The organism is Acinetobacter sp. SFA, from assembly GCF_001647535.1.
GTDB lineage: Bacteria > Pseudomonadota > Gammaproteobacteria > Pseudomonadales > Moraxellaceae > Acinetobacter > Acinetobacter pecorum.
Map to the genome: position 1 here is coordinate 67,151 of NZ_LSZI01000012.1, position 27,000 is coordinate 94,150.

Consider the following 27,000-nt stretch of genomic DNA (forward strand, 5'->3'; position numbering starts at 1 on the left):
AATATGTCTTTTTATTCTCCACAACCATCTGGTATTAAGGGCGAGCAGGTTGAGCTGAAGGCCTTTAATACTGTTGATGTAAAAGTAAGATACCGCGATACCTCTGGCTCAAACTCAGCAACACATACGGTGACGGCAAACAAGCTCAAGCTGGATTTATCTTCTGGTTTTGATGAGCAGATTTTGACAGGTTCAGCCCGATTCAAAGTGGGCGCTGATACCTTTCTGGATCGTACCGGCTTGCTGTATCGCAATGTGAATCCAGCCAATAATAGCGGGATTCAGTCGGGTGTCATTCAATACGGTACTGGGATCGTTGAAATTGACTCCTGGACACCGAATGCAGATAACACCATTACTCTGGAATCCTTAACCACGACAACTGATATGTTGCCGGTTAACAAGATCAGTTTCAGAACGCCAATCATGCCGATCCGACCACAATCATTAACTGTGGTTTTAGCATCAATTGAATTTGGGCAGCTAACTTTAACTGCTGATGAAAACGGTGTGATTGAAACCAGCCGGGCACATGGTCAGGTCAATTGGGATAATGGCTTTGTCACGATTTACTTTTATACCAAAACCAAAATCACCGAAACCAACCGAGCAGACATTGAAGCGAATGACTGGTATGACCCATTACTGGAATATCAGGAAGGCTTAGACGCTTATATCAATGTCCCGGTCTGGGTCGATGCTTCATCCGTACGCTATAACGCTGTGGCTTATACCTATATTCCTTTGGATTCTGAAATTCTAGGTCTGTCTGCTACACGATTACCGATTGATGGCCGGGTGCCGATCTTTCGTGTTGGTGGTATTGGTATTGTCAGTTCAAGCAAAGCGCAAGAGTTACCAAGTGCGATTGCTGGAACCACATACGATCTGAATGATCAGCGCATTTCATGGGCGGAACTTGAAGATGCCAACGGAACGAAAGTAGCCTTCGATTTGTACACAGTTGATTATGATTATGGCCGCGTGACATTGGGCGGTGACTTTGTACTGGGCAATCTGGTTGCACCACTGACAGTGAAATACCGCTATCAAGATATGGGCCTGATCCGTGATGTCCAGATCAACGGCCAGCTGACTTTCACCAAACCGTTAACCCATAACTACGATGCAGTGGATACGATTGTTGGATCCGCTTTAGTGATTGGTGATATGCAGGCACGTTACACACGCAAGTTTGTACAAGGGGCGTGGAGTAATGTCTGGGCAGATGAACCAAGTTCAGGAATTTTAGCGAATTACAACGACTCACTGTATCCACTCCAAGTAATGAATAAAGGTGCGATTCAGGAGCGCTGGGCATTAATCTTTACCGATGTACAATCGTTTCGCTGTATCGGTGAATATTCTGGCCAGATTGGCACTGGTACCACCAATGCAGACTATGCACCGATTAACCCAGTGACAGGCGTGCCGTATTTCACAGTGAAAAAGGAAGGTTGGGGTGCAGGTTGGGCGAATGGTAACGTCTTACGCTTTAATACCATTGCCGCAAATTTCCCTGTCTGGGTGATTCGTACAGTGAAACAATCTGAGCCAACTGTCATGTCAGATCAATTCCAGATCATGCTGCGTGGTGACATTGACCGTGTAGTTTAAAAATTAAATCAAATATGGCCGCTTATGCGGTCTTTTTTATGGATAAATAAAAATGGTCGCAAGTACAGATATTAAGTTTTATGTGCATACCAACAATAATGCACCACAACTGCAAAATGCTTATGGTTCAATGATTAATGTGCTAGATGCATGTTTGATTGATGGTATTCAAATCGGAGTAGTCAGTTCACTTACAGCATCGGGAAATACGGTGACAGCAACATTCGGCGCTGCACATAATTTAATGCAGTACCAAGTAATTAAAATTACGGGTGCCAACCAACCCGAATTTAATGGTGAGCATCGTATTTTATCCATCCCTGATACAAGCTCATTTACATTTGAATTGGCTGCTGTGCCGAGCGTAACCACTGCAACAGGTACAATCAGCGCATCATTACCACCACTAGGTTGGGAAAGACCTTTTTCGAGCGTGAATGCAAATGGTGGTGGTAAGGCTGCATATCGTTCTTTGAATCTATTGTTGCCAAGTCGTCCATTCTTGCGTGTCGTAGATGAGCTAGATCCTGCATATACAGCAACTTATGCTAAATACGCAAAGGTTGGTATTGTAGAAGATATGACAGATATTGATACGATGCTTGGCGTGCAGGCTCCGTTTGACGCTGTAAATCCTGATAAGAACTGGGTGGGTACAGGCTCAGGAACAGCGGTCATCAACGGGTGGTCGCGTTGGTATTATGCGAGAAATGGTGATGCGTCATTAGATGTGAAGGACAACGTATCTCCTCCTAACGGCATAAGACAATATATTTTAATTGGCTCGACTGATTGCTTTTATTTGATTAATTCAACTGGGTACCAAATGGATAATTGCCAAGTCTACGGTTTTGGGGCTTATGAGTCATTAATTGATGGATATGCGTTTAATAACTTTTTATCAACATCTTTATTTGATCGAACGGTTAATGATTACAACCGAGTTGGTGAGAATACATCAATAGGCCTCAATGGAGGCGCTGAGAATATTTTAACCGAGCGTATGCTCTCAAGACTAGATAAGTTCGGGCAAGCCAAAGCAGTCTCATCGTTATTCAACACTAACAGGCCATCTGGATCATCAAATGCTCATGCTTATATCCCAGTAGATAAACCAATATTTCCAATCTACTTATCAGGCGAGGGTATGTATGGTCGCTTAAAATACGGTTATCACTTAGTTGAGATGATTCCATACTCTCACAAGCAGTTGATAGTCAAAGATAATAAAGCCTACATTGCAATCAATATTGCAGCTTATGTTGCACCTAGGTTTGGTCAAATGGTTTTTGAAATTGGAGATACTCAATGAGTGTAGTGCCAATCATTAATATTTCCACAATCAATGGAAAATATGTTGGATCAGATTCAGTCTTATCTATACAAGGAACAGCATCCGAGTTGGGAAAAGCTTTACCATGTAGGATTAGATTGTTTGAAAAAGTATCTGGCCGTTTGATTAAAGAAACCATTTCTACCAAGGAAGGCTTTTATAAATTTGAAAACCTTGAGCTGAAAAAATATTTCATTGTCGCTCATCATCCAGAATCAAAATTCAACGCTGTTATTCAAGATAACGTGGTGCCAAAATGAGTAAAACATCGATCAATGCTCGGCTTGCCATGATTCAAGCCTTTGCAGAATTTATGGATAGCGGTAGCCAAAGTGCTACCGTTATTTTTTATGAAGGCGTGCAGCCTGCCAATACTGCCGTTGCACCAGATTCAAATAATGCATTGGTGACGCTGACTTTTCCTGAGCCATGCATTAAAGAAGCCACAGCTACTTATATTGAATTCCACCCAACAGATGCCGCGACTGTGATTAAAACCGGGACCGCTACTTGGGCACGGATCTACAATGGCGCTGGTGAGGCGGCTGCCGATCTGACAGTAGGTACAGATATTGCGCTGGCTAATACTAATTTAGCGCTTGGCGGCACACTTGCAGTCACATCAATAAAACTTAGACCTTAATTTAAAAAGGGTGCTCATGTGGATTTTAAAAATAAGCTCGGCACCATTGATGCTCACAACCTAAACTTAAACTTTAAGCCTGATAATACCGACAGCCATAACATTATTCTGAATTTTGAGCATCTGACCGATGGTTCAGCCAATCTCAATTTTGGTGATGATGTTTCTGGTGTTATTGATGCGGCACTTGATACTGAGTTTTCATTTGAAGTCACAGCAATTTATGCTGACAGTGGTGCCAATACTGCAGTCATAGACACGGTACTAGATACTGAGTTTGGCTTTGATGTGGTTGCTAAGTTTAGTGAAAACACTAATGTTATCGGTCAGATCGATACGGTTTTAGATACAAGCTTTAATTTTGAAATCGAAGCGGTATTTAGTGAAAATCTGTGCACAATTGATACCGTTTTAGATACTGAATTTCAATTTGAGGTTAAAGCGATATTCGATATCAATCATCTGGTGGGTGTGTCCTATGGTTTTGACATGCGATATCAGAAGGCCATCGCAGCCTTGAGTATCACAGAAATACCATGGGCCAAGCCAATATTAAGAGTCTCGAATGAGGCTCTTTTTTATGATCAAGGCTTAGTCATTTCGAATCAGGCAAATATTCAGTATGAGCAGGCAGGCTCATTAATCCAAGCGGTCAGATCCTTGCATGAGCAGGCAACCGGATTAAGTTCTGATGCTTATATTGTTTGGGAAGAAGGCGATAAACGCTTTATTCATCAGCGCTATCTGCATGAAGAAACGATCAAACTGCGCCATAACCGGGAAATGATCTGGCAGGAGATGATCCGCAAGCGCAAGACTTTGACCTGTTCACATGAAGTGGCCCAGGTCTTTGAGCACTGTTTTTCGTTTGAGTGGGATAAAGGGCTTGAGATTGTCACCAGGTCAGATTTGCCATGGGATCAAGCCAAAGCGATTCACTACCGCAAGCATCCGGTTTTGCCATGGCCAAAGCCTGCAATACCTAAATATGAAGGCAGCACAGATCTAAATTTTATCTGCTTATGTCATGACGTTGATTCACATGATGTTGTTTTAAATTTTGGTGCAGATGACTGTATTCCAGCACTGCCGAAAAGGAACTGGTGGTATATCGTGAATACACTAATAGCCGAGCGACTGGATACCGGCGAGAAGATTAAAGTCATGGATGGTACCTATAGCACCAGCCGGTCGCAATGGTGCTGGACTTACTCAATTACCGTAGCTCATACTGAAAAAGACAAGCTACAGCCTATTGATGGGCAGCCGGTGGTCCTTAAAGTCATGATCAATGGTTTTGAACATCATATTCTGCTGGAAGATCCGGAGGAGAGCCGACGCTTTGCCAGTGTTCTTTACACTTATCCAGGGAGAAGTATCACTGCCTTGAACTCGGATAAATACGCAGCTTCACGTTCATTCATCCAGGATAATGAACGAACCTCTGTACAGCTGGTTCAGGCTGAACTGGATCGGGCACAATCAAATACTGTTCTGGACTGGAAACTGATTGATGAACTGGGCTGGATTGTACCGATCGAAAGCCTGAGTTATGCAGAACTTGCCCCCATTGATGCAATCAAACAGGTCGTTGATGCAGCAGGTGGCTTTATCTATAGCCATAAGGCAGGTAATACACTGACTATTTTACCCCGGTACCAGAAAGGTTACTGGGATACGATGACCGTGGATGATTACGACATTCTGTTGTCTGAAAGCCTGGTGATGCAACAAAACATCAAACAGAATGATGAATACATTGCTGACTTTAATGCCCTCACCGTAGTGAATAGTAGAAGTGGTGAAAGTCTGAAAGTACAGCAGCGTGGTACTTCGGGTGATGTACCGTTAGAGGTGGTCACTGGTCCATTGTTTAACGTGGTATCGGGTGCCAGCTATGGGAAGAATGCACTGGTAAAAGCCAATATTCAGGAGCTGCATACCTTTTCTGATATTCCTGTCAGTCAGGAAATTGGCGAGATGCTACCAGGGGAATTGATTGCTTTTAATGGCCAGTGGTGGGGTGTCATTGATTCAGTTTCAGGCAGCTTTTCGCATGAAAAGGTGAATGAAACCATTACTGTGGAGCGTATCAGCCGTGACGAATCCCTTATTTGAACTGCGCAAGCTGCTTAATCCGACCCATGCAGAATATATAGGTACCATCACCTCGGTTAAGCATCCAGAGTATAGGGTTCAGATTGATGGAGGATCCGGTCCAGTATTATGCACATCCGGTACTGCTTATAACTTGGGTACCAGAGTATTCATCTCAAACCAAGTAATTTTAAGGCCAGCACCCACTGGCCAGCACTCAGAAATAGAAGTCTAAACTTAACCAAACAACAGCACCTTTTTAGGTGCTTTTTTATTGCCAAAAATTAGGAGGGCGTATGCCTGACAGTGAAACATACGGGGTGCGCGTTGAGAAAAAGCTAGATCAGCTGCGCTTAGAAATGGGTGAGCTGAATAACAACGTTATTCGTTTAACTGAACGAAATGAATATTACCAATCACAGGCAGTAGCAAACCGACGGGATATTGATCTGCTTCAAGCAGATATGAATCAAGCAAAGGGAGGGCTCACCTTCGCCAAAGCCATGGGGGGATCTGCTATTGGACTGCTTATAGCGTTCGGTTCCTGGGTGTTTCAGAGCAATACCGGACTTGCCAAAGAGAATGCGGGACTAAATCAAAAACTGGCCATCATTGAATCAAAACAGATTCGAATGGATACGGACTTAGCAGCAATGCGAAATCAAATTGATCAACAGAAAAAATAAATCATCAAAGAGAGGAAACCATGAAATTAATTAATGAAAGTGTATGGAAGTTTGACTCAGTAAAATATGGCGCCTATATGGCGCTTTTTTTATCCTGTATACATTTGGTTCTTCAGGAAGTGTATAACGCCAATGTGCTGCCTGAGCCATATCAAACGATTGCATCTTTAGGTTTGATGTTTTTGGCTGTACTTATTGGCCGTAAAAAGGCCCAGCCAAATCTCCAGCAGCCTTTAGGCTTTGCCACAATAACAGCAGGGCATAGCAATACTGATCCAGGTGCCGTGAATGGTAAAGTGAAAGAAGCAGATCTGGTGGTTAATTTCCGCAATGCAGTGACTCATTATTTGCGTGAGGCAGGGCTACAAGTCAAAACTGATGGCACTGGCACCAAGAACGACCCATTGTCTGCTGCAGTCAAATTAATTCAAGGCTCAAGTGTTGCAGTTGAGTTCCACATGAATGCTGCAGCATCGAAGCAGGCCAATGGTGTTGAAACGATTGCTTTGCCGAAAGACAAGAAGCTCGCACAGGATTTGTCGAAAGCTGTAGCAGATGCGCTGGGTAGCCGGTTACGTGGTGATAATGGCTGGATTGATCAATCTAAGTCAGCACGTGGCCGCTTGGCATACGTGAATGCTGGTGGTTTGATTGTGGAGCTTGGTTTTATCTCCAATGAGGATGAGTTGGCCCGATTTAATGCGCGCTACTGGTTGGCTGCTAAGGCTGCGGCCAAAATATTGATCGATTATGAAAACTGCAATTAAAATCTTAACGCTGTGCATCCTCCTATAAGGTTGCACAGCTATTTATTGACCATAGATTTTTTAGTTAAGGAACTAATTTTCAATTATATCTTTCAGGGGGTTACCAAACTTTTTTAAATACTCAACGCCCAATTGTCGCGAGCCCTGATCATTAATATGATTGTCATCTTTCCAGCGATATAAAGGCACATTATTTAGCATGATTTTACATGCCTGCTGGTCACAAATAATCTTATTGGGATCAATGACTTTCAATCGTGGATATTTGATTTTAGCTTCAGCCACAACCTGATTAAACTGTTTTAAATGCGTTTCATAACTCGCTTTCGAAACCGTACAGGGAGCATGTCGATTTAGAATCTCATTACGGATATTACAGTCGGAAGGAATGTCATCCCAATCCAGACGCGGCACATCATTCAATAAAATCACCTGATCGCTGGACTGATGAGCAATTTCTAAAGCTTTTAGCAAGCCTCCTTTAAAGATATCTTTTTCACTCTGATGGACACCATCTTTAAGTTTGAACTCATCACCAAAATACGATGCATAAGAGCCAGCCATAATAATCATTGGATAGTGCGTATTTTTAAGATGAGCTGTAATGGCATCATTACGTTCCTGAAATTTGGAAAGTTCCTTCCACTGCTTCAGCTCAAATACAAATCTCTTGATTCCAGGTAGATAAAATGTTGAACTTTGGGTAATGTCATAACCTCGCAGATTAGCATCTTTCGCCCACTCATCTAGCATTGCAGTATAGGCATTGGCATGAGAATCACCAATCAATAAGAAATCAACTTCCTCTTTAGACTGCCCCAATACACAATCCTTTGGGTCAGGTAAGACTTTGGAGTCTCCAGTATCCATACATTTTTTGCGGATTAAATGTGCATAAGAATGCAATGCCTCCTGTTTGGCCTGAACCGACGGTGGGAACCGATCTGGAAAGCCGTCATTGCTCTTAACAGTCAAGGCAACGCTAATAAAAACGCTTGCAGGAATCAAGAAACCTAAAATAATCACCTTGTAATTTTTTGCCATCACAAATCGTTTTAGGGGTTTTTCTACCAATGCATAAGTTAAATATGCCAACAACATAGACAGCAGAACAATGATGATCTGATATTCCAGATTTAATGGCAGCATATAAATGCCGAATAAAACGATAATTGGCCAATGCCACAAATACAGCGGATAAGAAATTTTTCCAACCCAGGTGCTAAGCCGATTACTCAATAATAGATTGCTAGAAGGTACAGATTGTCCCAAATAAATCACGATGGCTGTCGCCAAACATGGAATCAGTGCCATAAGACCAGGAAATGGCGTGTGCTTGTCAAAATAAATCGCTGCTATAAATAGAACAATAACCCCAACCCAGACAAGCCCTTGCAGTAGTTTTTTAGATAGTTTTGGTTGTGGTAAACAAGTAATCAATGCACCCAGTAGCAACTCAAATGCACGTACTGGCATGCTGTAATAAGCTTTAGCAGGATTTTGAATCAGTTTTAGCTGAGCATATGCCAGGAGAACAACGATAGATATACTGATCATCAACCAAAGATATTTACGTGATGACTTGGCAAAAAACATCCACAATACTAAAGGCCAGAAAATATAAAACTGTTCCTCTACACCCAATGACCATAAATGTAGCAGCGGCACATTTTCTACGTTAGGGCTAAAGTAATCCCCAACTTCTTTACGCATATAAATATTCGCAAGAAGTAAAGTGGCATACATGACACTCTCAAAGTACTCAGTCAGTTCACCGGGTAGCATCACCTGCCAGGCAACGACACTAGCAACTGAGAGTACAGTAAAATAAGCAGGTGCCAAACGAACCACACGTTTTTTATAAAATCGTGCAATTGAGAATTGTTGGGATTGGATTTCGCGTGTCAAAATTATGGTGATGAGATAGCCTGAAATGACAAAGAAGATGTCTACCCCAATATAACCGCCAGAAAATAGTGACCAGCCCAAATGATTGAAAATGACTAGTAATACCGCAATAGCACGAAGGCCATCGATATCTGGTCTGTAGGCAATACTCATAAAAATAGTGGAAAAGTGAAATAATGTATTTTATTCTTTAAACACTTAAGATTGTATAATTTATATTTTTTAAATTAGATATATTTCATAAATTTAAAAGCGGATCTTTTTTGATTTTTTAAAGAGATATTAAAGCCTTTATATCTCTTCCTAAAAATATTTCCCTTTTGAATCGTATGTACCATATAAAAATAAATCCATTTTTTCTTATTCTATTTCCTTTAAAAATAAGCTAAATCTTTATTTTATAGTTAACATCCCCTCCCAACTAAAGTAATTCTGGGTCAAGTTTTGGCGTGACATTGCCCAAGCACGACCATGCATTTTGCATGGACCAATGGCAAGTTTCTTATCACCAAACTTAGTTTTTACTTTTTCCAAAGCCTCTTGCAGCCTTTCATTTTTTTCTATTTGCATACTATCAGAGAGCAAGTCATATATGTATGTCGACTTAGGCTCAATTGCGGTCAAAATTACTCCACATTTCTTAAACTCGATTCCTTCCTGAAACAGTTCATTTATTCGCTTCATTACCGCTCGATTTATTATGGCTGCACAATCAGTGGGTTCGGCAAATCCGATAGTGATCGACTTGTTATAGAAAGGTCTATGCTTGTCAAAAGGATTGGACTGGGCAAAGGCAATTACGCAGCCACATAGAGATTTGTCTTCTCTTAAGCGTTTAACAGCATTCTGCAGGTAATCACTCATTGCTTCAGACAATGACTGGATATCTGTTACCCGTGCACCAAAGGATCGGGAAGAAATGATCTGTTTTTTAGTTGCGGGTGAGGACTCAACCTCAATACAGGAAATGCCTTGCAGTTCCATGACAGTCCTCTGCACGACCACTGAAAATAGTTTTCCCATTTGATGGGAATTAGACCTGGCTAGATCGCTAACAGTATTAACACCTAAGCTCTTTAGTTTTTTACTATGCTGACGACCCACTCCCCAGACTTCGGAGACATCAATCAGACTAGAAAAATAATCACGATGTTTAGGATCCATAGAAACCAGATCACAAACCCCATTGAAGCGTTTAGCCTTCTTGGCCATATGATTAGCTAGCTTGGCTTCAGTCTTGCTTCGTCCAATACCGACACAAACCGGTAATCCGATCCACTGCAAGATCCGCTGTCGCATGTCTTGGGCATATGCTTCAAGATCATAATTCTGGGCATAGGCCGTAAGCTTTAGAAAACATTCATCAATTGAATAGATTTCCTGTTCACCTGGCGCCACGTAATCAGCCAGAATCGAATGGAAACGGTGAGACATTTCTGCATATAAAGCATAGTTACTAGAAAGAACCTGAACATTGTATTTTTCGACAATTTCCCGGATCTGGAATAGGGGAACCCCCATCTTGATACCAATATCTTTTGCTTCTTGAGAGCGCGCAACTGCACAACCGTCATTGTTGGAAAGAACAATGACCGGCACATCCTTAAGTTTAGGGTTGAACAGGCGCTCACAGCTTACATAGCAATTATTTACATCAATGAGCGCATATATTTCATGGTTATAGCTCATCTAAATTTCTTGATTACATTTGTGACTACACCCCAGATTTCAAACTGCTGGCCTTCTTGGGGATGAATATCTGGATACCCCTCATTCTCAGCTTTCAACCAACAACCTTTGGTATCAATAATCAGTCGCTTAACAGTAAACTCATTATCTACGCAGGCAATCACAATATCTCTATGCTGCGCCTCAATGCTGCGATCCACGATAAGAGCATCATTGATATCAATTCCAGCATTCAGCATCGAAAGGGAATTTGCTCGTACAATGAAAGTCGCATTGGCGTTATTGATCAGGAAGTCATTCAGATCGAGTTTCTTATCGACATAATCTTGAGCCGGTGAGGGGAAGCCAGCCTGAACGCGTTCAGTGGCCAATGGTATTTCTATTTTAGTCACTGGATCGAACTGACGGATATCAGTGATTTCATTTTCTTTTTTAAGGGATTTTAAGTATTCTTTGATATCAAGAATTTTAGATTCAGGTACTCGAATAACTTTAGTCTCTTCAGACTTTTTTCGACCTGCCCCGGCTCGAAAGCCCCCATGAGTATTATTCATAACTTACTGCTCCTTGATTTCTGTAACATTAATCAAGAGTGTAAGGATTCAATAAAAATCAAACAATTAAAATAAGTCTTTTAAAATCAATAATGCGACATAGAGTGACGTCAAAATATAAGATTTCAGATAAATGGTTACAACCCAAATTGACTTTTTAATTTGGACATTAATCGATTTATAACTTGATAATTTTCTTTAGTAAACCAAGTACTAAGAAGTAAATTAGGAGGGGAATACCTATGAGAATCAGAATAGAGATTATGTAAGATAACCAGATCGGTACCCCAAATCCAAACCCAAAGGTGAAAGCAAGACCTTCTAAGGCCTCAACTGGATTAATTGTAGATAATCTAAATCCTTCACCGCTTCCTGAAAAAAAATAGCTAAAAAATAAGAAAGAGAAGAGTGCAATGACACAGCTAATTACTTTATATATTTTCATTTCAATATCCTTTAATTACCACCCAACTACCATATCAGCCCAATCCTGCATCATTAATTGTGCCCTTACTTCTCAATATGTTTATCATCAATTAAATACTGCCCAAAACTATCCATCCAGCCTTGAATAGATTCATCCCATAAATATGTACGCGTCTTTAATTTCTTCACGATTGTAAGGTCTTTAACTGAAAAATGCGTACTTCCTTCCGGTAACTCATCCCAGTCTACTTTCCCATTTTCAATAAACCAATCCTCCCAGGCTAATTGGATATCATGAGCTACAAAATGCTTATTTTCATTATTCCAAGCGAACGGATTATTGCTATTCAGCTTATTCACATGCAGGCGTTTAAAGTATTTATTGTTCTGGTGGATCTCAATAAATACATCTAAATGTTTTTTGATGAAATCAAATTCGACATTAATTTCGCCATCATCTTCAAAAGCATCGTTTTTATCAACCAATGCCATATAGCGCTGTTTCTTACTCCATTCTTTGTAATAACTATTATAGTTGTCCTCAGCAACACGGATCGCTTCTTCAAACTCTAACCGGGTACCACGTTTTTTTAGGTTCACATATCGCTTTAATGTATTCCAGGACTCATGCAGGGTAATGGTCTGCAACTGAGGAATAGTAAATCCATCTTCAGCATATCGTGTGGCAGCCTCATGGCGTAAATCATGGAATCTTAAGTCAGTGATACCACATGCATTACATGCCCGGGTAAAATAAGTCGACACGGTTGCTGAATTAACCGGTATTAAAATGTTTTTGTCATAACCTAAGGCAACCATACGCTCACGTACATCAGGCTTCATGAATTCATCAATCATGTTAATGGCCCTTGGTTCCATGTGAGCATATTTATGATTGCCTAATGATCCATTTGGGTTTTTTGCATCACGGACCAGCCATTGATTATTCAAGTCATCATAATCATCCAGACGTAATGAGCACAATTCATCTTCTCGGCGTGCGGTATACACGGCAAACCACATGATCAAGTGCATAGGTGTGGAATTCTTGACGCGCTTCCAGCTTTTATAAAAATAGTTGGTCAGAATTTGAAGCTCTTCAGCGGTTGGCAACCGATCACGCTGTTTAGAACGTGTCACGATCCGAGACTTTTGAAGACCGATCATGGCTTTTTCAAATTCGACCAAGACAGTCTCTAAAGGTTCACCCCATACAAATTCAGCATGAACAATGACAGCTTTAATATGACTTAGGTCCTTAAGAACCGTTGCAGGTGCAACACCATCAGTGCCTTTAACTGGATCACCTTTACGACGCATAATGGCGTAATCAGAAAAGTCTTGTCGCGTTAAAGAATAGATATTCTTTTCAGAAATATCTAAACTAGCGATATGCTGTAGTGCTCCTGTTTTTGTCCTGGCAAAACTGTCCGCTTCATCCAAGTACTGAAATATAAAGTCTCTGAGAGTTTTGTGCTTAAGTTGCACCTCAGGGTTCAACATTTTTTCAGGGTGCAACTCAATTTCTGCTTCCGTGCGTTTGATCCATTCCTCAGCCAATGATTTTTTGCTGAAGGTCTTGGATTGCTTGAATTCAGGGTAGCCTTGACGTTGTACGCGGACTTGAGCTCTATACCGAGTTGTACCGTCTTTTGTTTGTCGCTTAGTGACCGTGCCCATGAATTTGCACCATTAAAATATTGTGGTGCAAACAGGGTGCAACTATAGGGCATTAAAAGTCAATACAGAGCGACTAAACGAAGTTAAATGAGGTTAAAGATTTTGAGTAAAAACAGTGTAATTGAAGAATTGTTTGGAAGATCAATAGATAACAAAATTTGGGTCGCTCCCATGGCAGGTGTGACCGACCGCCCGTTTAGAACCTTGTGCAAATATTTTGGCGCAGGTCATGCGGTAAGTGAAATGATGACGTCTGACAAAACTTTGCGAATGAGTAAAAAAAGCTTATATCGTGCCAATTTTGATGGAGAACTGGCACCGATTTCGGCGCAGATTGCCGGTTCAGACCCGCATGATCTGGCTGAAGCGGCACGTTATCAGGTGGCCAATGGCGCACAAATTGTGGATATTAATATGGGCTGTCCAGCCAAAAAGGTCTGTAACCGACTTGCCGGTTCAGCTTTGTTGCAGGATGAAGATTTGGTTGCGCGTATTTTAGATGCAGTTGTTGCTGCAGTTGACGTGCCGGTAACCTTAAAAACTCGTCTTGGTTATTTGAATGGTCAGGAAAATATTATGCGGGTCGCGAAACGCGCGGAAGAAGCGGGAATTGCTGCATTGGCTTTGCATGGACGTACCCGTGAAGACATGTATTTAAATACCGCGCGTTACACACTTATTAAAGATGTAAAGGAAATATTGAATATTCCTGTGATTGCTAACGGTGATATCGACAGTCCTGAAAAAGCCCAATATGTGCTGGATTATACCGGTGCAGATGCAATTATGATTGGACGTGCAGCACAAGGCCGGCCCTGGATTTTTCGTGAAATTGCACATTATCTAAAAACTGGTCAACATCTGCATGCACCAAGTATTGCAGAAGTCAAAGAAGTTTTATTGGGACATCTGACAGAATTATACGAGTTCTATGGCGAATATTCCGGCTGCCGAATTTCCCGTAAACATATTGCCTGGTACACCAAAGGACTGCGATCTAGTAACGAGTTTCGTCAAAGCATGTATCAGGTAGAAAATACCGCTGACCAGTATCGTGTGGTAGAAGATTATTTTAATACCCTGCTAGAACATGGCCTTACAATGAATGATGTACAGGTTGAAGCGGTGAATTTACTGCAGACCCAATAAAGTCAGGACAACTGACAGATTTAGGTAATATTTTTTGTGTTAAATACCAACCTTTTTTATCTTGAGCAGACAAATTTTAGCACTCTGTTTACACTTGAGTGTATCTAATACATACCAGTACATTTTGTTCACTTAAACTGGACAGGATTTGGACATTGCTTACTCAGGCTTCCTCTAAGATAGATTCATCCATATATAACCCAGATGTGAACTTTCTGGCTTGTAGTCATGATTGAGGGAGATCTATATGACAAATACCAATCGTCCAGTTACAGAATTTAGTCATAAAACGTCAACGGAATTGCCACAAGAACGTAGTGAAGGTCTGAATGTCAATCCTGCTGACACTAATGCACGCCCGGATTTGAATACCCCCGTAAAAGATAATCCTCATGTTCCTGACATGAATGAAGGTAAGGATAATCTGGCTGCGACCAGCGCTGGTACTTTAGGTGGTGCGGCTGTGGGAGCAGTTGCAGGTCTGGTAGGTGGTCCTCCAGGTGCAGTGGTAGGTGGTATTATCGGTGGAATTGTAGGCGGAATTGCAGGTAATGATATTGCTACGCCAGATCATCAAAAACAGACCGATAACTATCAGCATCCTGAAAATCACCCAGAAGCCGATAACTATCGACATCCGGATCATCTGATTGCAGAAGATAAATACTGGAGAGATGAGTATCAAAACCGCCCGTATTTCAGTGAAATGCGGACCACTTATATCGATCTGGATTATGATCGCGACTATCGCGATGCCTACCGAGTCGGTTATGAAAACCGCTCAATGTATGATCGTGATACAGATTTTGATCGTGCCGAACCTGAACTGCGTACCAAGTGGGAAAAACTGAAAGGTGAATCACGCCTAAATTGGGAAGAAGCGAAATTCGCGGTTAAAGATGCCTGGCATCGTGTTACACGCTAGTAATCTGGCTGAATTAAAAAACCTCTCTATATAGAGAGGTTTTTTTATGATTTCAATGATTAAGGGTGCGACATTTCCAGTACGAGCTGGTTAATCAGATCGGAGGCTTCCATTTCACGAATCTGTGCTACATTTGAACCCGCCCAGAATGCACCATAACCTTTATCTCCATGTTTGGCAGCAGCAGCATTTAGCTGTTTAGCAAGATCATAAGTATATGGATAGGCTGGCACGTCCAAACGGTCTGGGGTATCGACTTCCATATGCCAGTGATTGATGATGCCGCGTGCAGGACGACCGGAAATGCTGGCACTGACTTGAGTGAGTGGCTTGGAAAGTAGAGCTTTACGATAGTCCTCATTGGCATTGGAAGATTTGCATTGTACAAATGCAGTTCCGAGTTGTACTGCCTCTGCACCGAAATCCAGCATCAGTCTGGCCTGTTGACCATCCATAATTCCGCCTGCCGCTACAACGGGCAAGGACGAATGCTGTCTAATCAGCTTGACCAGATTCGAGGTTTTAACTGAGGCATCAAATTTGGTTGAGAAAACTCCCCGGTGTCCGCCAGCCTCAATACCCTGTGCGACAATAATATCGATTCCCGCTGCTTCAATAGCCTTGGCTTCGGCAAAGTTGGTGGCAGATACCATAGTCAGAATTCCGGCCTTTTTGAGGGCTTGAATCTGATGTGGATGCGGAATACCAAAATGAAAGCTGACCGCTCGCGGTTTGGTTTCCAGTATCAGATTCAGGAAGTCATCATTGTCTTTAAAACTCGGATAAATGCATTCCAAATGATCCGGTGCCTGAGCGCCATATTCGGCAAATTTATCTTTAAATTGTGCAATCCATGCCTGTGCTACAGCTTCATCTACAGACACACTGTCATGACAGAAAAAATTGACCTGAAAAGGGCAATCAGTCAGTTCCTGGGTCTTTAAAATCTGTTGTCGGGCAGCCTCGATACTGCTGGCTCCCAGACCCAGTGAACCCAAGCCGCCCTGATTGGACACTTCGGCAGCAAGCTCAGGTGTAGAGACACCTGCCATCGGTGCCAAGAAAATAGGATGTTTAATTCCAAGATTTTCTAATAAAGACATAGATTTGCTCCTTGTTATGCTTTTACTTTGCCTTTGAGCACCAAATTAAGCAAATCATATTGGTTATTTTATTTTGAAATACTGCAGCATGGGTTACGTGCCATTTACATTTGTTACGACACACTATGTCGCAATTGGGACGGGTTGTTTATAGGTCTGGAAAGTAAGACTTTATAATAGCTTTTTGGTCAAATATCCTCTGAGCCCATGTCTGATCGTATCCGTGAAAAACTGCGAATTTTAGCCGATGCTGCCAAGTATGATGTGTCGTGCTCATCCAGCGGTAGCAACCGTAAAAATAAAGACAAGGGTGTGGGCAATACAGGGAATGGCATCTGTCATAGCTATACCGAAGATGGCCGCTGTGTTTCCTTGCTGAAAATTCTGTTCTCTAATGTCTGTATTTTTGACTGTTCCTATTGTGTTTCGCGCCGTTCCAATGACGTTCAGCGTGCAGCATTTACCGTGCAGGAAGTCGTCGATCTGACCATGAACTTTTATCGGCGTAACTATATTGAGGGGCTGTTTCTCAGTTCGGGGATTTTTAAATCAGCCGATCACACCATGGAGCGGATGCTGCAAGTCGTCAAAAAACTTAGACTCGAAGAAAACTTTAATGGCTATATCCATCTAAAAACTATTCCGGGTGCATCACAGGAAATCATTACCGAAGCCGGACTGTATGTCGACCGTATGAGTATTAATTTGGAAATGCCGACGGAAGCGGGACTGCAAAAATTTGCGCCTGAGAAAACCCATGCTGAAGTACAAAAAGACTTGGGCATTGTGCGTGACCGGTTGATCCAGCTCAAAGATGAACGCAAGCTGATAAAGTCCGTTCCAAAATTTGTACCTGCCGGACAAACTACACAAATGGTGGTGGGTGCGCATAGTGAAACCGATCAGGACATTATTTTGATGGCTGACCGGCATTACAAGGAATTCAAGCTGAAAAGGGTGTATTTCTCTGGTTATATCCCGATTAATCCTGAAGAGAAAACCTTACCCGCCATCGGTTCAGCACCGCCATTATTAAGAGAAAACCGTCTGTATCAATCCGACTGGCTAATGCGTTTTTATGGCTTTGCTGCTGATGAAATTGTCGATGAGCAGCATCCGAATCTGGAGCTGGAGATTGATCCCAAACTCAGTTGGGCCTTGCGTCATCCTGAAGCCTTTCCAGTCGATATTAACCGTGCCGACTATAAAATGATTTTGCGTGTACCTGGGATTGGCGTGCGTTCTGCCCAGAAAATTGTACAGGCACGCCGTTTTGGACAGATCCATATTGACCAGCTAAAGCGTATGGGTGTGGCTTATAACCGGGCGCAGCATTTTATTCGCTGTGCGGATACACCGAAATTTGGGAAAGATCAGCAATCCCATCAGATCCGCCAGCAAATTTTGATGTCAGGACAATCTAAATATCAGCAGCAACTTTCCCCTCAATTAGGATTGGGTTTTTAGTGGCAAGTTACTGTTTTGATGGCAGCATGACTGGTCTGCTCAGTTGTGTATTTCGTGCTTTCGAGTTTAAAGAATTTAATGTGATAGTGACGGCCAATCCTCAAGCACAAACAGGTTTATTTGATGAATTTATCCATGTGGCCTCTAATGATCAACATGGGCAGCGGGTGTGGCAGGGATTAAAGCAAAAAGTATCTTCCAGCAGTTTGCGTGCTTTTTACTATACTTTTCTTTCAGAGCAGGAAGCAGCGTTCCAGACTCTTTTTGATTTTGCAGTTTATGTCTTTCAAAACCAGCGTCCAGTCGATAAAGATTATGGTCATGCTGCGGTAATCGGCATGTCGCAATGGGCCAAGCAAGTGGGTCGGGAAAAGCATCGCATGGAGGCTTTTATACGCTTTAAAAAAGCCAAAGATGGCTTGTTTCTGAGTCTGGTCAGACCGGACTTTAATGTCTTGCCGATTATTTCCCGACATTTTCAGGAGCGTTATCAGGATCAGAGCTGGCTGATCTATGACGAGCAGCGTAATTACGGTATTTATTATGATTTAAAGCAGATGCATCAGGTCGAGATGAACGCGGAAATAATCGATCCACAAATCCGGATTGGTCATAGTCAGTCATTCAGTATTGAACTGGATGATCAAGAACTGCTATATGATCAGCTCTGGAAAGACTATTTCAACAGTGTGAATATTCAGGCGCGCAAAAACATGAAATTGCATATTCAATATGTGCCAAAGCGCTACTGGCGTTATATGAATGAGAAATTACTTTAAACAGTACATCAGGCTGCTTTCAGGCATAATAAGCATTGGTATATTTAAATTGAGTGTATAAACATGAAGGTATGGCTAACGTCATTAGCGCTGCTCACTGGATTAACTGCATGTTCGGAACAACCACAAAAACCGGTCGTAGATCCAGTCAAATATCAGGTTCAGACTGCACAGGAACTGCAGCAACGTTTTGATGCCCTCAATGTCCAGTTAGCCCAGGACTTTCAGAAATTTAAGAAAGTCGAAAGTATTGCTTTCGCACACCAGTTTCCTTTAGATGTGAATAACCTGCAAAGCTTGAACCAGCATCTCGTTAGCAGTACCGCATTAAAACCCAGTAAAATCGCCTATTGCGATATGATGAATAGTTATTTTGCCGATATGTACCGTTTGGGACATTACAATCTGGAACTGGTCGATGACATTAAATTACCTAATGCCAAGAATGAAAATTTAAAAGCCAATTTCTCTGACGCCGATCATTTTTATACCTTTATTCTGGACCGTTATACGACTTATCGTCAGGTTCAGCAGACCATGGGTTATGGCTGTAATTTAAAAGCTGCGCTGTAAATCCTAAAGAAAGAAAAAAGCCCATCAATTTTGATGGGCTTTTTTGATTTTAAGCATTAGCAACCGGTCAGTTTTTCAGGCTGCGGTTTTTCATCCGGGAAGAAAATCGGACGAAGTTTTACCCCAAGGCCATTACCGATAAAGGCAAATACCAGCCACAACCAACCATGCAAACTACCTGACGCAATTCCACTGAAATATGCACCGATATTACAACCATAAGCTAAGCGTGCGCCGTAGCCCAGCATTATGCCCCCTAAAACAGCAGCAATCAGTGAACGTTTTGGAATATTGAAATTCGGCGCAAATTTACCTGCCAAACTCGCCGCCAACAAAGCACCCAGCATGATACCGAAGTTCATCATGGAAGTAATGTCATACCAGAGTGAGTTGGCCAGCGCTTTTGCATTACCAGCCTGTTGCCAATAATCCCAAGATGCAACGTCTATACCTACAAGACTTGCACCTTTGGCACCCCACACAGCCAGTGCAGAGGTCACGCCCCAAGGACGACCTGCCAATGCCAGAGTCGCAAAGTTGAGTAAGGTCAGGATAATACCACCCCAAATCAGAGGCCATGGACCACGGATAAAGCGCTTCCAGCCTTGGTGTTTACTACTAGACTCAATTTCGAGACTACCGTGACGTTTCTTTTCGAAATAAACTGTTGCTGCAGCAATAATGGCAAAAATGATAAAGCTCAACAGTAATCCAGGAATCACCCCTAAACTTTCTACTAGAGAAATCGGTTCAAGATGCGGAAGGGCAAACCACCAGTCAAGATGCGAGGTCGCAATCACTGACCCGATACAGAAAAACAAGAGCGTCACCAGCATACGTGCGCTACCACCACCTACGGTATACAGGGTACCGGATGCACAGCCGCCACCAAGTTGCATGCCGATACCGAAAATAAAGGCACCAATCATGACTGACATGGAAACGGGGTTAACATTGCCTTTAACTGGGTTACCAAATAACTCACCTGCACCTAAGGCGGGGAAGAACAGCAAGACGGCCAGAGCGAGCATAATCATCTGCGCGCGTAAACCACGACCGCGACGTTCCTTGATAAACACACGCCAGCTTGAGGTAAAACCAAAAGATGCATGGTACAGGGTCATGCCTAGTGCACCACCAATCAAGAATAACAGGGCTTGATTTAAGCCAACGATTTGATAGGCACCAACCGTGCCGATCATAAGAAAAATAAAAGCTACCCAAACCGAAATATTCGAGCGTTGGGAAGCAGCAACAATGACTGACATGGGAGTGAAAATCTTAAAAATAATAAATAAAGGCTGGTATTCTACTGAATTTCAGCTTTAATGCAGCCTGTTTTAGGGCATTAATCATTATTAAGTCATTCTAATTGTTGATAAGGTCTATCAGCTTATCTGATCTTATTGGGCGGTTTAGATACAATGCAGATTTTATCTGGTAATAAAACCACTTTAAATTTATAGATATTAATAACCAGAACTATCAGGGATAAAAAAGCCTGCAATTTGCAGGCTTTTCAATATCAGACTGAATCCTAAAATTAGTTCTCAGCTTTTTCACGTACATCTTGAGCGCCTTCTTCAACTGCTGCAGCGGTAGAGGCAGTTGCTTTTCGAGCTGCTTCAGCAGTGGCATCCGCGGCACGGGAAGCTGCAGCAGCTGCATCATCAGCAGCTTTAGCAGTCTCTTCTGCTGCTTTATCTAGGGCCTGTTCACTTTTAACTTCAGCTTCACGTGTATCATTTTTGATATCATGACCAGCTTGATCTGCTGCATTTTCTAGATGTTCGCCTGTAGTAGCACCTGTTTCGGGTGCCTTTTCTTTATTACAGCCTACCAGGGCAACAGTTGTAACTAAACCTAAAGCAATAAGTAGTTTTTTCATCGGGTAATATCCTTTTGTTGTTGTAGAGCTGGATTTTAATCTATCAACTATTTATTTGAATTTATGCTAGAAAATAGATCAAAAATTGTTTATCAAATGTAACTTTTATAGATTTGAGAGAGGTCAGGAGCTACCTGAGGTTTTTTTAATAAGTAAGTTGAATTTTCATTGAATCGATATTAAAGCATAAAAAAAGCCCGCATAAAGCGGGCTTTTCTCAGGAATAAATTACAGGCCGGCAGAGGCTTTAAGCGCTTCCACTTTGTCTGTTTTTTCCCAGGTAAAGGCTGTATCCGAACCTTCACGACCAAAGTGACCATAAGCAGCAGTTTGCTTGTACATAGGCTGGATCAGGTCAAGCATACGGGTAATACCATATGGGCGTAGGTCGAAGTGTTCACGCACCAATGCAATAATCAATTCTTCAGATACTTTTGCAGTATTGAAAGTATTGATTGAAATTGAAGTTGGCTCGGCAACACCGATCGCATAAGACACCTGAATTTCACACTTGTCAGCCAGACCAGCAGCCACGATGTTTTTCGCAACATAACGACCTGCATAAGCAGCAGAGCGGTCAACTTTAGAAGGGTCTTTACCGGAGAAAGCACCACCACCATGACGCGCCATACCGCCGTAGGTGTCTACGATAATTTTACGGCCAGTCAAACCACAGTCACCCACAGGACCACCGATCACGAACATACCGGTCGGGTTAATATGGAATTTGGTGTCGGCATGGAACATGTCAGCAGGAATGATTTTTTTCACGATTTCTTCAATCACAGCTTCTTTCAGGTTCGCTTGAGTGATTTCAGGATCATGTTGAGTCGAAAGGACTACGGCATCTAAACGTACTGGCACACCATTTTCATAAGCAAAAGTTACCTGACTTTTGGCATCCGGGCGCAACCATGGCAACGTACCATCACGACGTAATTCAGCCTGTTTTTCCATAAGACGATGTGCATATGAAATCGGGGCAGGCATCAGTACATCAGTTTCACGGCTTGCATAACCGAACATCAGTCCTTGGTCACCGGCACCCTGATCTTCAGGTTTTTGGCGGTCGACACCCTGAGCAATTTCAGGTGACTGTTTGCCAATCATGTTGATTACAGCACAGGTTGAGCCATCAAAACCCAGATCAGAATGGTGATAACCAATTCCGTTCACGGTATGACGTACAATTGCCTCAAAATCAACATTTGCCGTAGTGGTGATTTCACCGGCAAGTACAACCGCACCTGTTTTTACAAGCGTTTCACAAGCAACCCGTGCATATGGGTCTTCTTTTAAGATTGCATCCAAAATAGCGTCACTGATTTGGTCAGCCATTTTATCTGGATGGCCTTCGCTTACAGATTCCGAAGTAAATACAGCGTACTCGCGCATAGTCCTATCACAGTTAATTTTAAAGACCCGATATGTTACATCGAGTTGCGCTCTAGGACTAGCTTAACGCAACAAAATTGGACGAAATTGTTTCAAAATATTGTGTTTTTAATTGATTAATAGAATTAAAAAAATTGATATGCCTATTAAATCAGCAGTATTCGTGAGAGAACATACATTAATAATATTTAACACCCCAAACTGACAAAAAATTAAATTATTAGATTTCAAATTGAATTTAAAAAAATAAACGTGCAAAGAATATAAAGCTAAAAATTCAAACCTTGTTTTAAGCAAGTGATCATTACATCAATAAAGCAAAGCAAGCTGGTATGCCGTGCGACTAGCTGTCTTGTGGGTGTCCGGGTATATCTTCATATTAGCCTCAGTCTTCAATATTTGTCACTTAGGAATAGCTACATCTTTTTGTATGGACTGTTGGAGCAAGACTATACGGAGATCAGAGATGATGTATCAAAAGGCATTTACCCTGATTGAGGGGCTGATTGTAACGATAATTGTTGCGATTTTAGCCACGATGGCTTTTATGAGCTATCAAGGCTATATCGTACGTTCTCAATTGGCTGATGTGTTTCAGCAGGCTGGGGTATATCGAAGCCATTTTATTGCCTCGGATCAACAGTGTGATGCCGGACGGCAGATTGGTGGTGGTAGCCAATATATCGAAAAAGTGATCATTAACGCTGCCTGCCGGATTGAATTTAAGATGCGGCAACAAGGTGTAGATGCCGCGATTCGCGGGAAATCAATTGCCTTTGATGTTTATAGTGGGAAATGTTATTCAACCAATATTCAGCAGCGCTATTTGCCGAACGATTGTCAGGGTCAATAATCAAAGTCCATCCATATTAAAAATTTAGCCTAAGCTAATTAGATTTTTATATGGATTTATAAATATTTTATAATTAAAAATAAGAAAAATTACATTATATAAGGCTCAATCGAATCTATTAATTTTCTTTAGAGAGACTGATTTAAAAAGTATGAAATAGAGGCAAAACTAACATAAATTCAATCCTGTTTGCCAGCTTAAAATTTAACGTCAGAAAATGAAGTCAATGTCGAGATGCAGGAAAATTCAACCTGTAAATCAGTCAAGCCAATCAAAGTTGAAGAAGAAATGTGGAATAATTGTACGATAAGGCAAGAGACACTCAATAAACTGATAAATATTGTTGGTTAGTCTTTACCCCTCGCTGTTTTTTTAAGACAATAGGCAGCAGTTTTGAAAGTCTTTTCATCATTTCCTATTTCTGAATATTTTGGACTCTGATTTATGACAACCCCGCTTAATGAACGTCGTATTGCAAACGCAATTCGTGTATTGGCAATGGATGCTGTGCAAAAAGCAAACTCAGGACATCCAGGTGCTCCAATGGGGATGGCAGATATCGCTGATGTGGTTTGGCGTGAATTCATGAACCATAACCCGACCAACCCGAATTGGGCAAACCGTGACCGTTTTGTATTATCAAATGGCCATGGCTCTATGCTTCAATATGCGCTTCTTCATTTAACGGGCTACGATCTTTCAATTGAAGATCTAAAAGCATTCCGTCAACTTCATTCTAAAACACCTGGTCACCCGGAATTGGGTTATGCGCCAGGGATTGAAACGACAACTGGTCCTTTAGGTCAAGGTATCGCGAATGCCGTGGGTTTTGCACTGGCTGAAAAAACTTTAGCTGCACAATTTAACAAAGATGACATTCAGGTTGTAGATCACTTCACTTACTGCTTCCTGGGCGATGGCTGTTTAATGGAAGGTGTTTCTCACGAAGCATGTTCTTTGGCGGGTACATTGGGTCTAGGCAAGCTGATTGCTTACTACGATGACAATGGCATCTCGATTGATGGCGAAGTGGAAGGCTGGTTCTCTGACGATACAGAACAACGCTTCCTGGCATACGGCTGGCAAGTCATTAGAGTTGATGGTCACGATGCTGATGCTTTACGTGCTGCAACTTTAGCAGCAAAAGCTGAAACTGCCCGACCAACGATCATTATCTGTAAAACAGTAATTGGTCTGGGTTCACCAAATAAACAAGGTAAAGAAGACAGTCACGGTGCACCACTCGGTCATGACGAAATCGTCCTGACTCGTGAAGCTTTGGGCTGGACTGATGAAGCATTTGTGATTCCTGAAGATGTGTATGCAGCTTGGGATGCGAAAGCTAAAGGTGCAGAAGCAGAAGCAGCCTGGAACGAAACATTTGCTGCCTATGCTGCAAAATATCCAGCAGAAGCTGCTGAGCTTAAACGTCGTTTATCGGGTGAATTGCCGGCTGACTTCGCGGCAAAAGCGGATGCCTACATTGCAGAAGTGAATGCCAAAGCTGAAACAATTGCGACGCGTAAAGCTAGCCAAAATGCATTGCAAGCACTTGTTCCATTATTGCCAGAAGTTCTAGGTGGTTCTGCTGATCTTGCAGGTTCTAACCTGACCCTTTGGAAAGGTGCGCAAGGCGTGCAGGATAATCCTGCGGGTAACTATGTACACTACGGTGTACGTGAATTCGGTATGACTGCAATTGCCAACGGCGTGGCGCTACATGGCGGTTTTATCCCTTATGTCGCTACATTCCTGATGTTTATGGAGTATGCACGTAATGCAGTACGTATGTCTGCATTAATGAAACAGCGCGTGATTCATGTTTATACGCATGACTCAATTGGTCTGGGTGAAGATGGTCCAACGCATCAACCTGTTGAGCAGATCGCATCGCTTCGTACTACGCCAAACCTGAATACATGGCGTCCATGTGACACGGTTGAAGCAGCAATTTCCTGGAAATCTGCACTCATGCGTGCTGATGGTCCGACAGCATTAATCTTCTCTCGTCAGAACTTGCCATTCCAGACCCGTACTCAAGCACAAATCGAGAACGTGGCAAAAGGTGGTTATGTACTGGCTGAAGAAAAAGGCGAATTAAAAGCAATTATTATTGCAACTGGTTCAGAAGTATCTCTGGCAATGGACGCTTATGCACAGCTTGAAGGCGTGCGTGTGGTATCTATGCCATGTGCCGAAGAATTCATGAAGCAAGATGCAGCTTATCGTGAAGCGGTTCTTCCATCAAACATTCGTGCACGTGTTGCGGTTGAAGCTGCACATGTAGATTACTGGTGGAAATTTGTGGGTCTTGATGGTCGCGTCATCGGTATGACCACTTATGGCGAATCTGCACCTGCAAAAGATCTGTTCCAGTTCTTCGGTATTACTACTGAAGCAGTGGTAGCAGCTGTAAAAGAGATTACTGCATAATCAACTGATTAGGTGGTTTTTTAAAAGGCGCTCCAGTTATGGGGCGTCTTTTGTTTTTTCGCTTTTTAGCGTTGTTTTCATGTGGCAACCGTTAGAAAGTTCTTCCATAGTCGAAATGAAAGAGTGAGATGAACATGAGCTTGTATGAACAAATTAACGATGAAATTACTTTAATGGATGCAGGCGAACTCAAGTGGATCGGACAGGAGTTACCTCTTGACGCGATGGTTGCAGTTGATTTAATGCTGCAAGAATTAGCCGAAGAAAAGGTCATTAAAGTGCGTCGTAAAAATCATGAAAAGACGACTGGCCTAAAACAGGTTGATCGTATTCTGGTTGAAAAACTTTAAACATAAAGCGTGAAAAGTCCCTGATTGGGGCTTTTTTTATGCCGGATGATTTTCATCTGATGGGTTGCTTATGAACACGAGATGATATAAAGCTAGGTTTAGGCCGCTATAATAATTCAGCGACCACTATCGAAACGACTTAAATTAAAGAAATAAGCCAAAGAAGCGGTTAAACATGAATATACAGCCCCAGATCCAGATCCAGATCAAAGCTCTAGAGCAAATATCACAGCCGGAATGGCTATTTTTATGGCAAGACTATCAACGCTTTTATCAGACGCAAATTTCGGATGAGGTGAGTGAAAATACCTGGGATAAATTAACCAATTATGAATTAGATTCAATGTACGGTTTTGCTGCAATGATGGATGGAAAGGTTGTGGGAATTGTGCATGTCATTGAGCATAACAGTAGCTGGACAGTAAGACCATATGCCTATTTGCAGGATTTATTTGTCCATCCAGATTATCGTGGCCGGGGCGTAGCGCGCAAGTTGCTTGAGCATATCTATCAGGTAGCGCAGCAGCGTAATTGCGACCGGGTGTACTGGCTGACTCAGGAATCAAACCATCAGGCACAAGCGTTATATAACAAAGTCGCCAAGAAAACCGGATTCATCCAATATCGTATGGATTGACCATCAAAAGTTAGAAAAATAACTTACAAATTTATCGTTTCATAGCTG

26 protein-coding genes are annotated in these 27,000 nt (G+C 42.1%); 17 read left to right on the top strand and 9 right to left on the bottom strand.

What is annotated here, in order from left to right; translation table 11 throughout:
• Positions 1-3 precede the first annotated feature (3 nt).
• The 8 genes from AY607_RS05450 to AY607_RS05480 all read left to right on the top strand — a co-directional run bounded on the left by AY607_RS05450 (position 4) and on the right by AY607_RS05480 (position 7,143).
• Positions 4-1,617, top strand: coding sequence for a hypothetical protein (locus AY607_RS05450; protein WP_064102001.1), 1,614 nt, complete (start codon positions 4-6; stop codon positions 1,615-1,617).
• 52 nt (positions 1,618-1,669) lie between these two features.
• A complete protein-coding gene (locus AY607_RS05455; protein ID WP_064102002.1) occupies positions 1,670-2,929 on the top strand; it encodes a hypothetical protein in 1,260 nt (419 codons plus the stop codon).
• On the top strand, positions 2,926-3,210 hold the full coding sequence (locus AY607_RS14965; protein ID WP_064102003.1) for a hypothetical protein: 285 nt from the start codon (positions 2,926-2,928) through the stop codon (positions 3,208-3,210). Before AY607_RS05455 ends, AY607_RS14965 begins: the two co-directional genes overlap by 4 nt.
• Positions 3,207-3,593 carry a hypothetical protein gene (locus AY607_RS05465; RefSeq protein ID WP_064102004.1) on the top strand — a complete coding sequence of 129 codons (387 nt, stop codon included), beginning with the start codon at positions 3,207-3,209 and terminating at the stop codon, positions 3,591-3,593. The genes AY607_RS14965 and AY607_RS05465 overlap by 4 nt, the downstream gene beginning before the upstream one ends.
• 18 nt (positions 3,594-3,611) lie before the next feature.
• On the top strand, positions 3,612-5,711 hold the full coding sequence (locus tag AY607_RS05470) for a hypothetical protein (protein WP_064102005.1): 2,100 nt from the start codon (positions 3,612-3,614) through the stop codon (positions 5,709-5,711).
• Positions 5,692-5,925 (top strand): hypothetical protein, encoded by a 234-nt coding sequence (locus AY607_RS15220; protein WP_081408798.1) that lies wholly within the window; start codon positions 5,692-5,694, stop codon positions 5,923-5,925. The genes AY607_RS05470 and AY607_RS15220 overlap by 20 nt, the downstream gene beginning before the upstream one ends.
• Positions 5,926-5,986: 61 nt before the next feature.
• The gene (locus tag AY607_RS05475) at positions 5,987-6,376 is read left to right on the top strand and encodes a hypothetical protein (RefSeq protein WP_064102006.1); all 390 of its coding nucleotides are present in this window, start codon (positions 5,987-5,989) and stop codon (positions 6,374-6,376) included.
• A 20-nt stretch (positions 6,377-6,396) separates the two neighbouring features.
• Positions 6,397-7,143, top strand: a complete 747-nt coding sequence (locus AY607_RS05480) for an N-acetylmuramoyl-L-alanine amidase (protein ID WP_064095941.1) — start codon at positions 6,397-6,399, stop codon at positions 7,141-7,143.
• Positions 7,144-7,215: 72 nt separating this feature from the next.
• On the opposite strand, the gene AY607_RS05485 is transcribed toward AY607_RS05480, so the two are convergent.
• From AY607_RS05485 to AY607_RS05505, 5 genes are all read right to left on the bottom strand, one after another.
• Positions 7,216-9,204: an acyltransferase family protein gene (locus tag AY607_RS05485; RefSeq protein WP_064095942.1), complete on the bottom strand. Its 1,989-nt coding sequence runs from the start codon at positions 9,202-9,204 to the stop codon at positions 7,216-7,218.
• A 240-nt stretch (positions 9,205-9,444) separates the two neighbouring features.
• Complete coding sequence (locus AY607_RS05490; RefSeq protein ID WP_064095943.1) at positions 9,445-10,740, bottom strand: Y-family DNA polymerase; 1,296 nt, start codon at positions 10,738-10,740, stop codon at positions 9,445-9,447.
• Positions 10,737-11,294 (bottom strand): LexA family protein, encoded by a 558-nt coding sequence (locus AY607_RS05495; protein WP_064095944.1) that lies wholly within the window; start codon positions 11,292-11,294, stop codon positions 10,737-10,739. Before AY607_RS05495 ends, AY607_RS05490 begins: the two co-directional genes overlap by 4 nt.
• A 178-nt stretch (positions 11,295-11,472) precedes the next feature.
• Positions 11,473-11,739: a hypothetical protein gene (locus AY607_RS05500; RefSeq protein ID WP_064095945.1), complete on the bottom strand. Its 267-nt coding sequence runs from the start codon at positions 11,737-11,739 to the stop codon at positions 11,473-11,475.
• Between the two features lie 65 nt (positions 11,740-11,804).
• Entirely contained in the window at positions 11,805-13,400 is a 1,596-nt protein-coding gene (locus tag AY607_RS05505; RefSeq protein ID WP_064095946.1) for a tyrosine-type recombinase/integrase, read from the bottom strand.
• A 102-nt stretch (positions 13,401-13,502) separates the two neighbouring features.
• On the opposite strand from AY607_RS05505, the gene dusB reads away from it, so the two are divergent.
• A complete protein-coding gene (dusB, locus tag AY607_RS05510) occupies positions 13,503-14,549 on the top strand; it encodes a tRNA dihydrouridine synthase DusB (RefSeq protein WP_064102007.1) in 1,047 nt (348 codons plus the stop codon).
• 247 nt (positions 14,550-14,796) lie between these two features.
• Positions 14,797-15,474 (top strand): hypothetical protein, encoded by a 678-nt coding sequence (locus tag AY607_RS05515; RefSeq protein WP_064095948.1) that lies wholly within the window; start codon positions 14,797-14,799, stop codon positions 15,472-15,474.
• Between the two features lie 59 nt (positions 15,475-15,533).
• Here the strand turns inward: AY607_RS05515 and AY607_RS05520 are convergent, their stop codons facing one another.
• On the bottom strand, positions 15,534-16,577 hold the full coding sequence (locus tag AY607_RS05520) for an NAD(P)H-dependent flavin oxidoreductase (protein WP_064095949.1): 1,044 nt from the start codon (positions 16,575-16,577) through the stop codon (positions 15,534-15,536).
• 207 nt (positions 16,578-16,784) lie between these two features.
• On the opposite strand from AY607_RS05520, the gene AY607_RS05525 reads away from it, so the two are divergent.
• From AY607_RS05525 to AY607_RS05535, 3 genes are all read left to right on the top strand, one after another.
• Complete coding sequence (locus AY607_RS05525) at positions 16,785-18,044, top strand: putative DNA modification/repair radical SAM protein (protein WP_064095950.1); 1,260 nt, start codon at positions 16,785-16,787, stop codon at positions 18,042-18,044.
• A complete protein-coding gene (locus tag AY607_RS05530) occupies positions 18,044-18,823 on the top strand; it encodes a TIGR03915 family putative DNA repair protein (protein ID WP_064095951.1) in 780 nt (259 codons plus the stop codon). Before AY607_RS05525 ends, AY607_RS05530 begins: the two co-directional genes overlap by 1 nt.
• A 63-nt stretch (positions 18,824-18,886) precedes the next feature.
• Positions 18,887-19,396 (top strand): hypothetical protein, encoded by a 510-nt coding sequence (locus tag AY607_RS05535; protein ID WP_064102008.1) that lies wholly within the window; start codon positions 18,887-18,889, stop codon positions 19,394-19,396.
• 56 nt (positions 19,397-19,452) lie between these two features.
• On the opposite strand, the gene AY607_RS05540 is transcribed toward AY607_RS05535, so the two are convergent.
• From AY607_RS05540 to metK, 3 genes are all read right to left on the bottom strand, one after another.
• The gene (locus AY607_RS05540) at positions 19,453-20,664 is read right to left on the bottom strand and encodes a YeeE/YedE family protein (protein ID WP_064102009.1); all 1,212 of its coding nucleotides are present in this window, start codon (positions 20,662-20,664) and stop codon (positions 19,453-19,455) included.
• Positions 20,665-20,939: 275 nt separating this feature from the next.
• A complete protein-coding gene (locus AY607_RS05545) occupies positions 20,940-21,284 on the bottom strand; it encodes a hypothetical protein (RefSeq protein ID WP_064095954.1) in 345 nt (114 codons plus the stop codon).
• A gap of 228 nt (positions 21,285-21,512) precedes the next feature.
• Positions 21,513-22,679, bottom strand: a complete 1,167-nt coding sequence (metK, locus tag AY607_RS05550) for a methionine adenosyltransferase (RefSeq protein ID WP_005246700.1) — start codon at positions 22,677-22,679, stop codon at positions 21,513-21,515.
• A 469-nt stretch (positions 22,680-23,148) separates the two neighbouring features.
• Here metK and AY607_RS05555 point away from each other — a divergent pair, with 469 nt between their 5' ends.
• The 4 genes from AY607_RS05555 to AY607_RS05570 all read left to right on the top strand — a co-directional run bounded on the left by AY607_RS05555 (position 23,149) and on the right by AY607_RS05570 (position 26,952).
• Positions 23,149-23,532, top strand: a complete 384-nt coding sequence (locus AY607_RS05555) for a prepilin-type N-terminal cleavage/methylation domain-containing protein (RefSeq protein ID WP_064095955.1) — start codon at positions 23,149-23,151, stop codon at positions 23,530-23,532.
• Positions 23,533-23,976: 444 nt separating this feature from the next.
• Positions 23,977-25,965, top strand: coding sequence for a transketolase (tkt, locus tag AY607_RS05560; RefSeq protein WP_064102010.1), 1,989 nt, complete (start codon positions 23,977-23,979; stop codon positions 25,963-25,965).
• A gap of 134 nt (positions 25,966-26,099) precedes the next feature.
• Positions 26,100-26,315: a hypothetical protein gene (locus tag AY607_RS05565; RefSeq protein ID WP_064095957.1), complete on the top strand. Its 216-nt coding sequence runs from the start codon at positions 26,100-26,102 to the stop codon at positions 26,313-26,315.
• Between the two features lie 175 nt (positions 26,316-26,490).
• Positions 26,491-26,952 carry a GNAT family N-acetyltransferase gene (locus tag AY607_RS05570; protein WP_064102011.1) on the top strand — a complete coding sequence of 154 codons (462 nt, stop codon included), beginning with the start codon at positions 26,491-26,493 and terminating at the stop codon, positions 26,950-26,952.
• Positions 26,953-27,000: the final 48 nt, after the last annotated feature.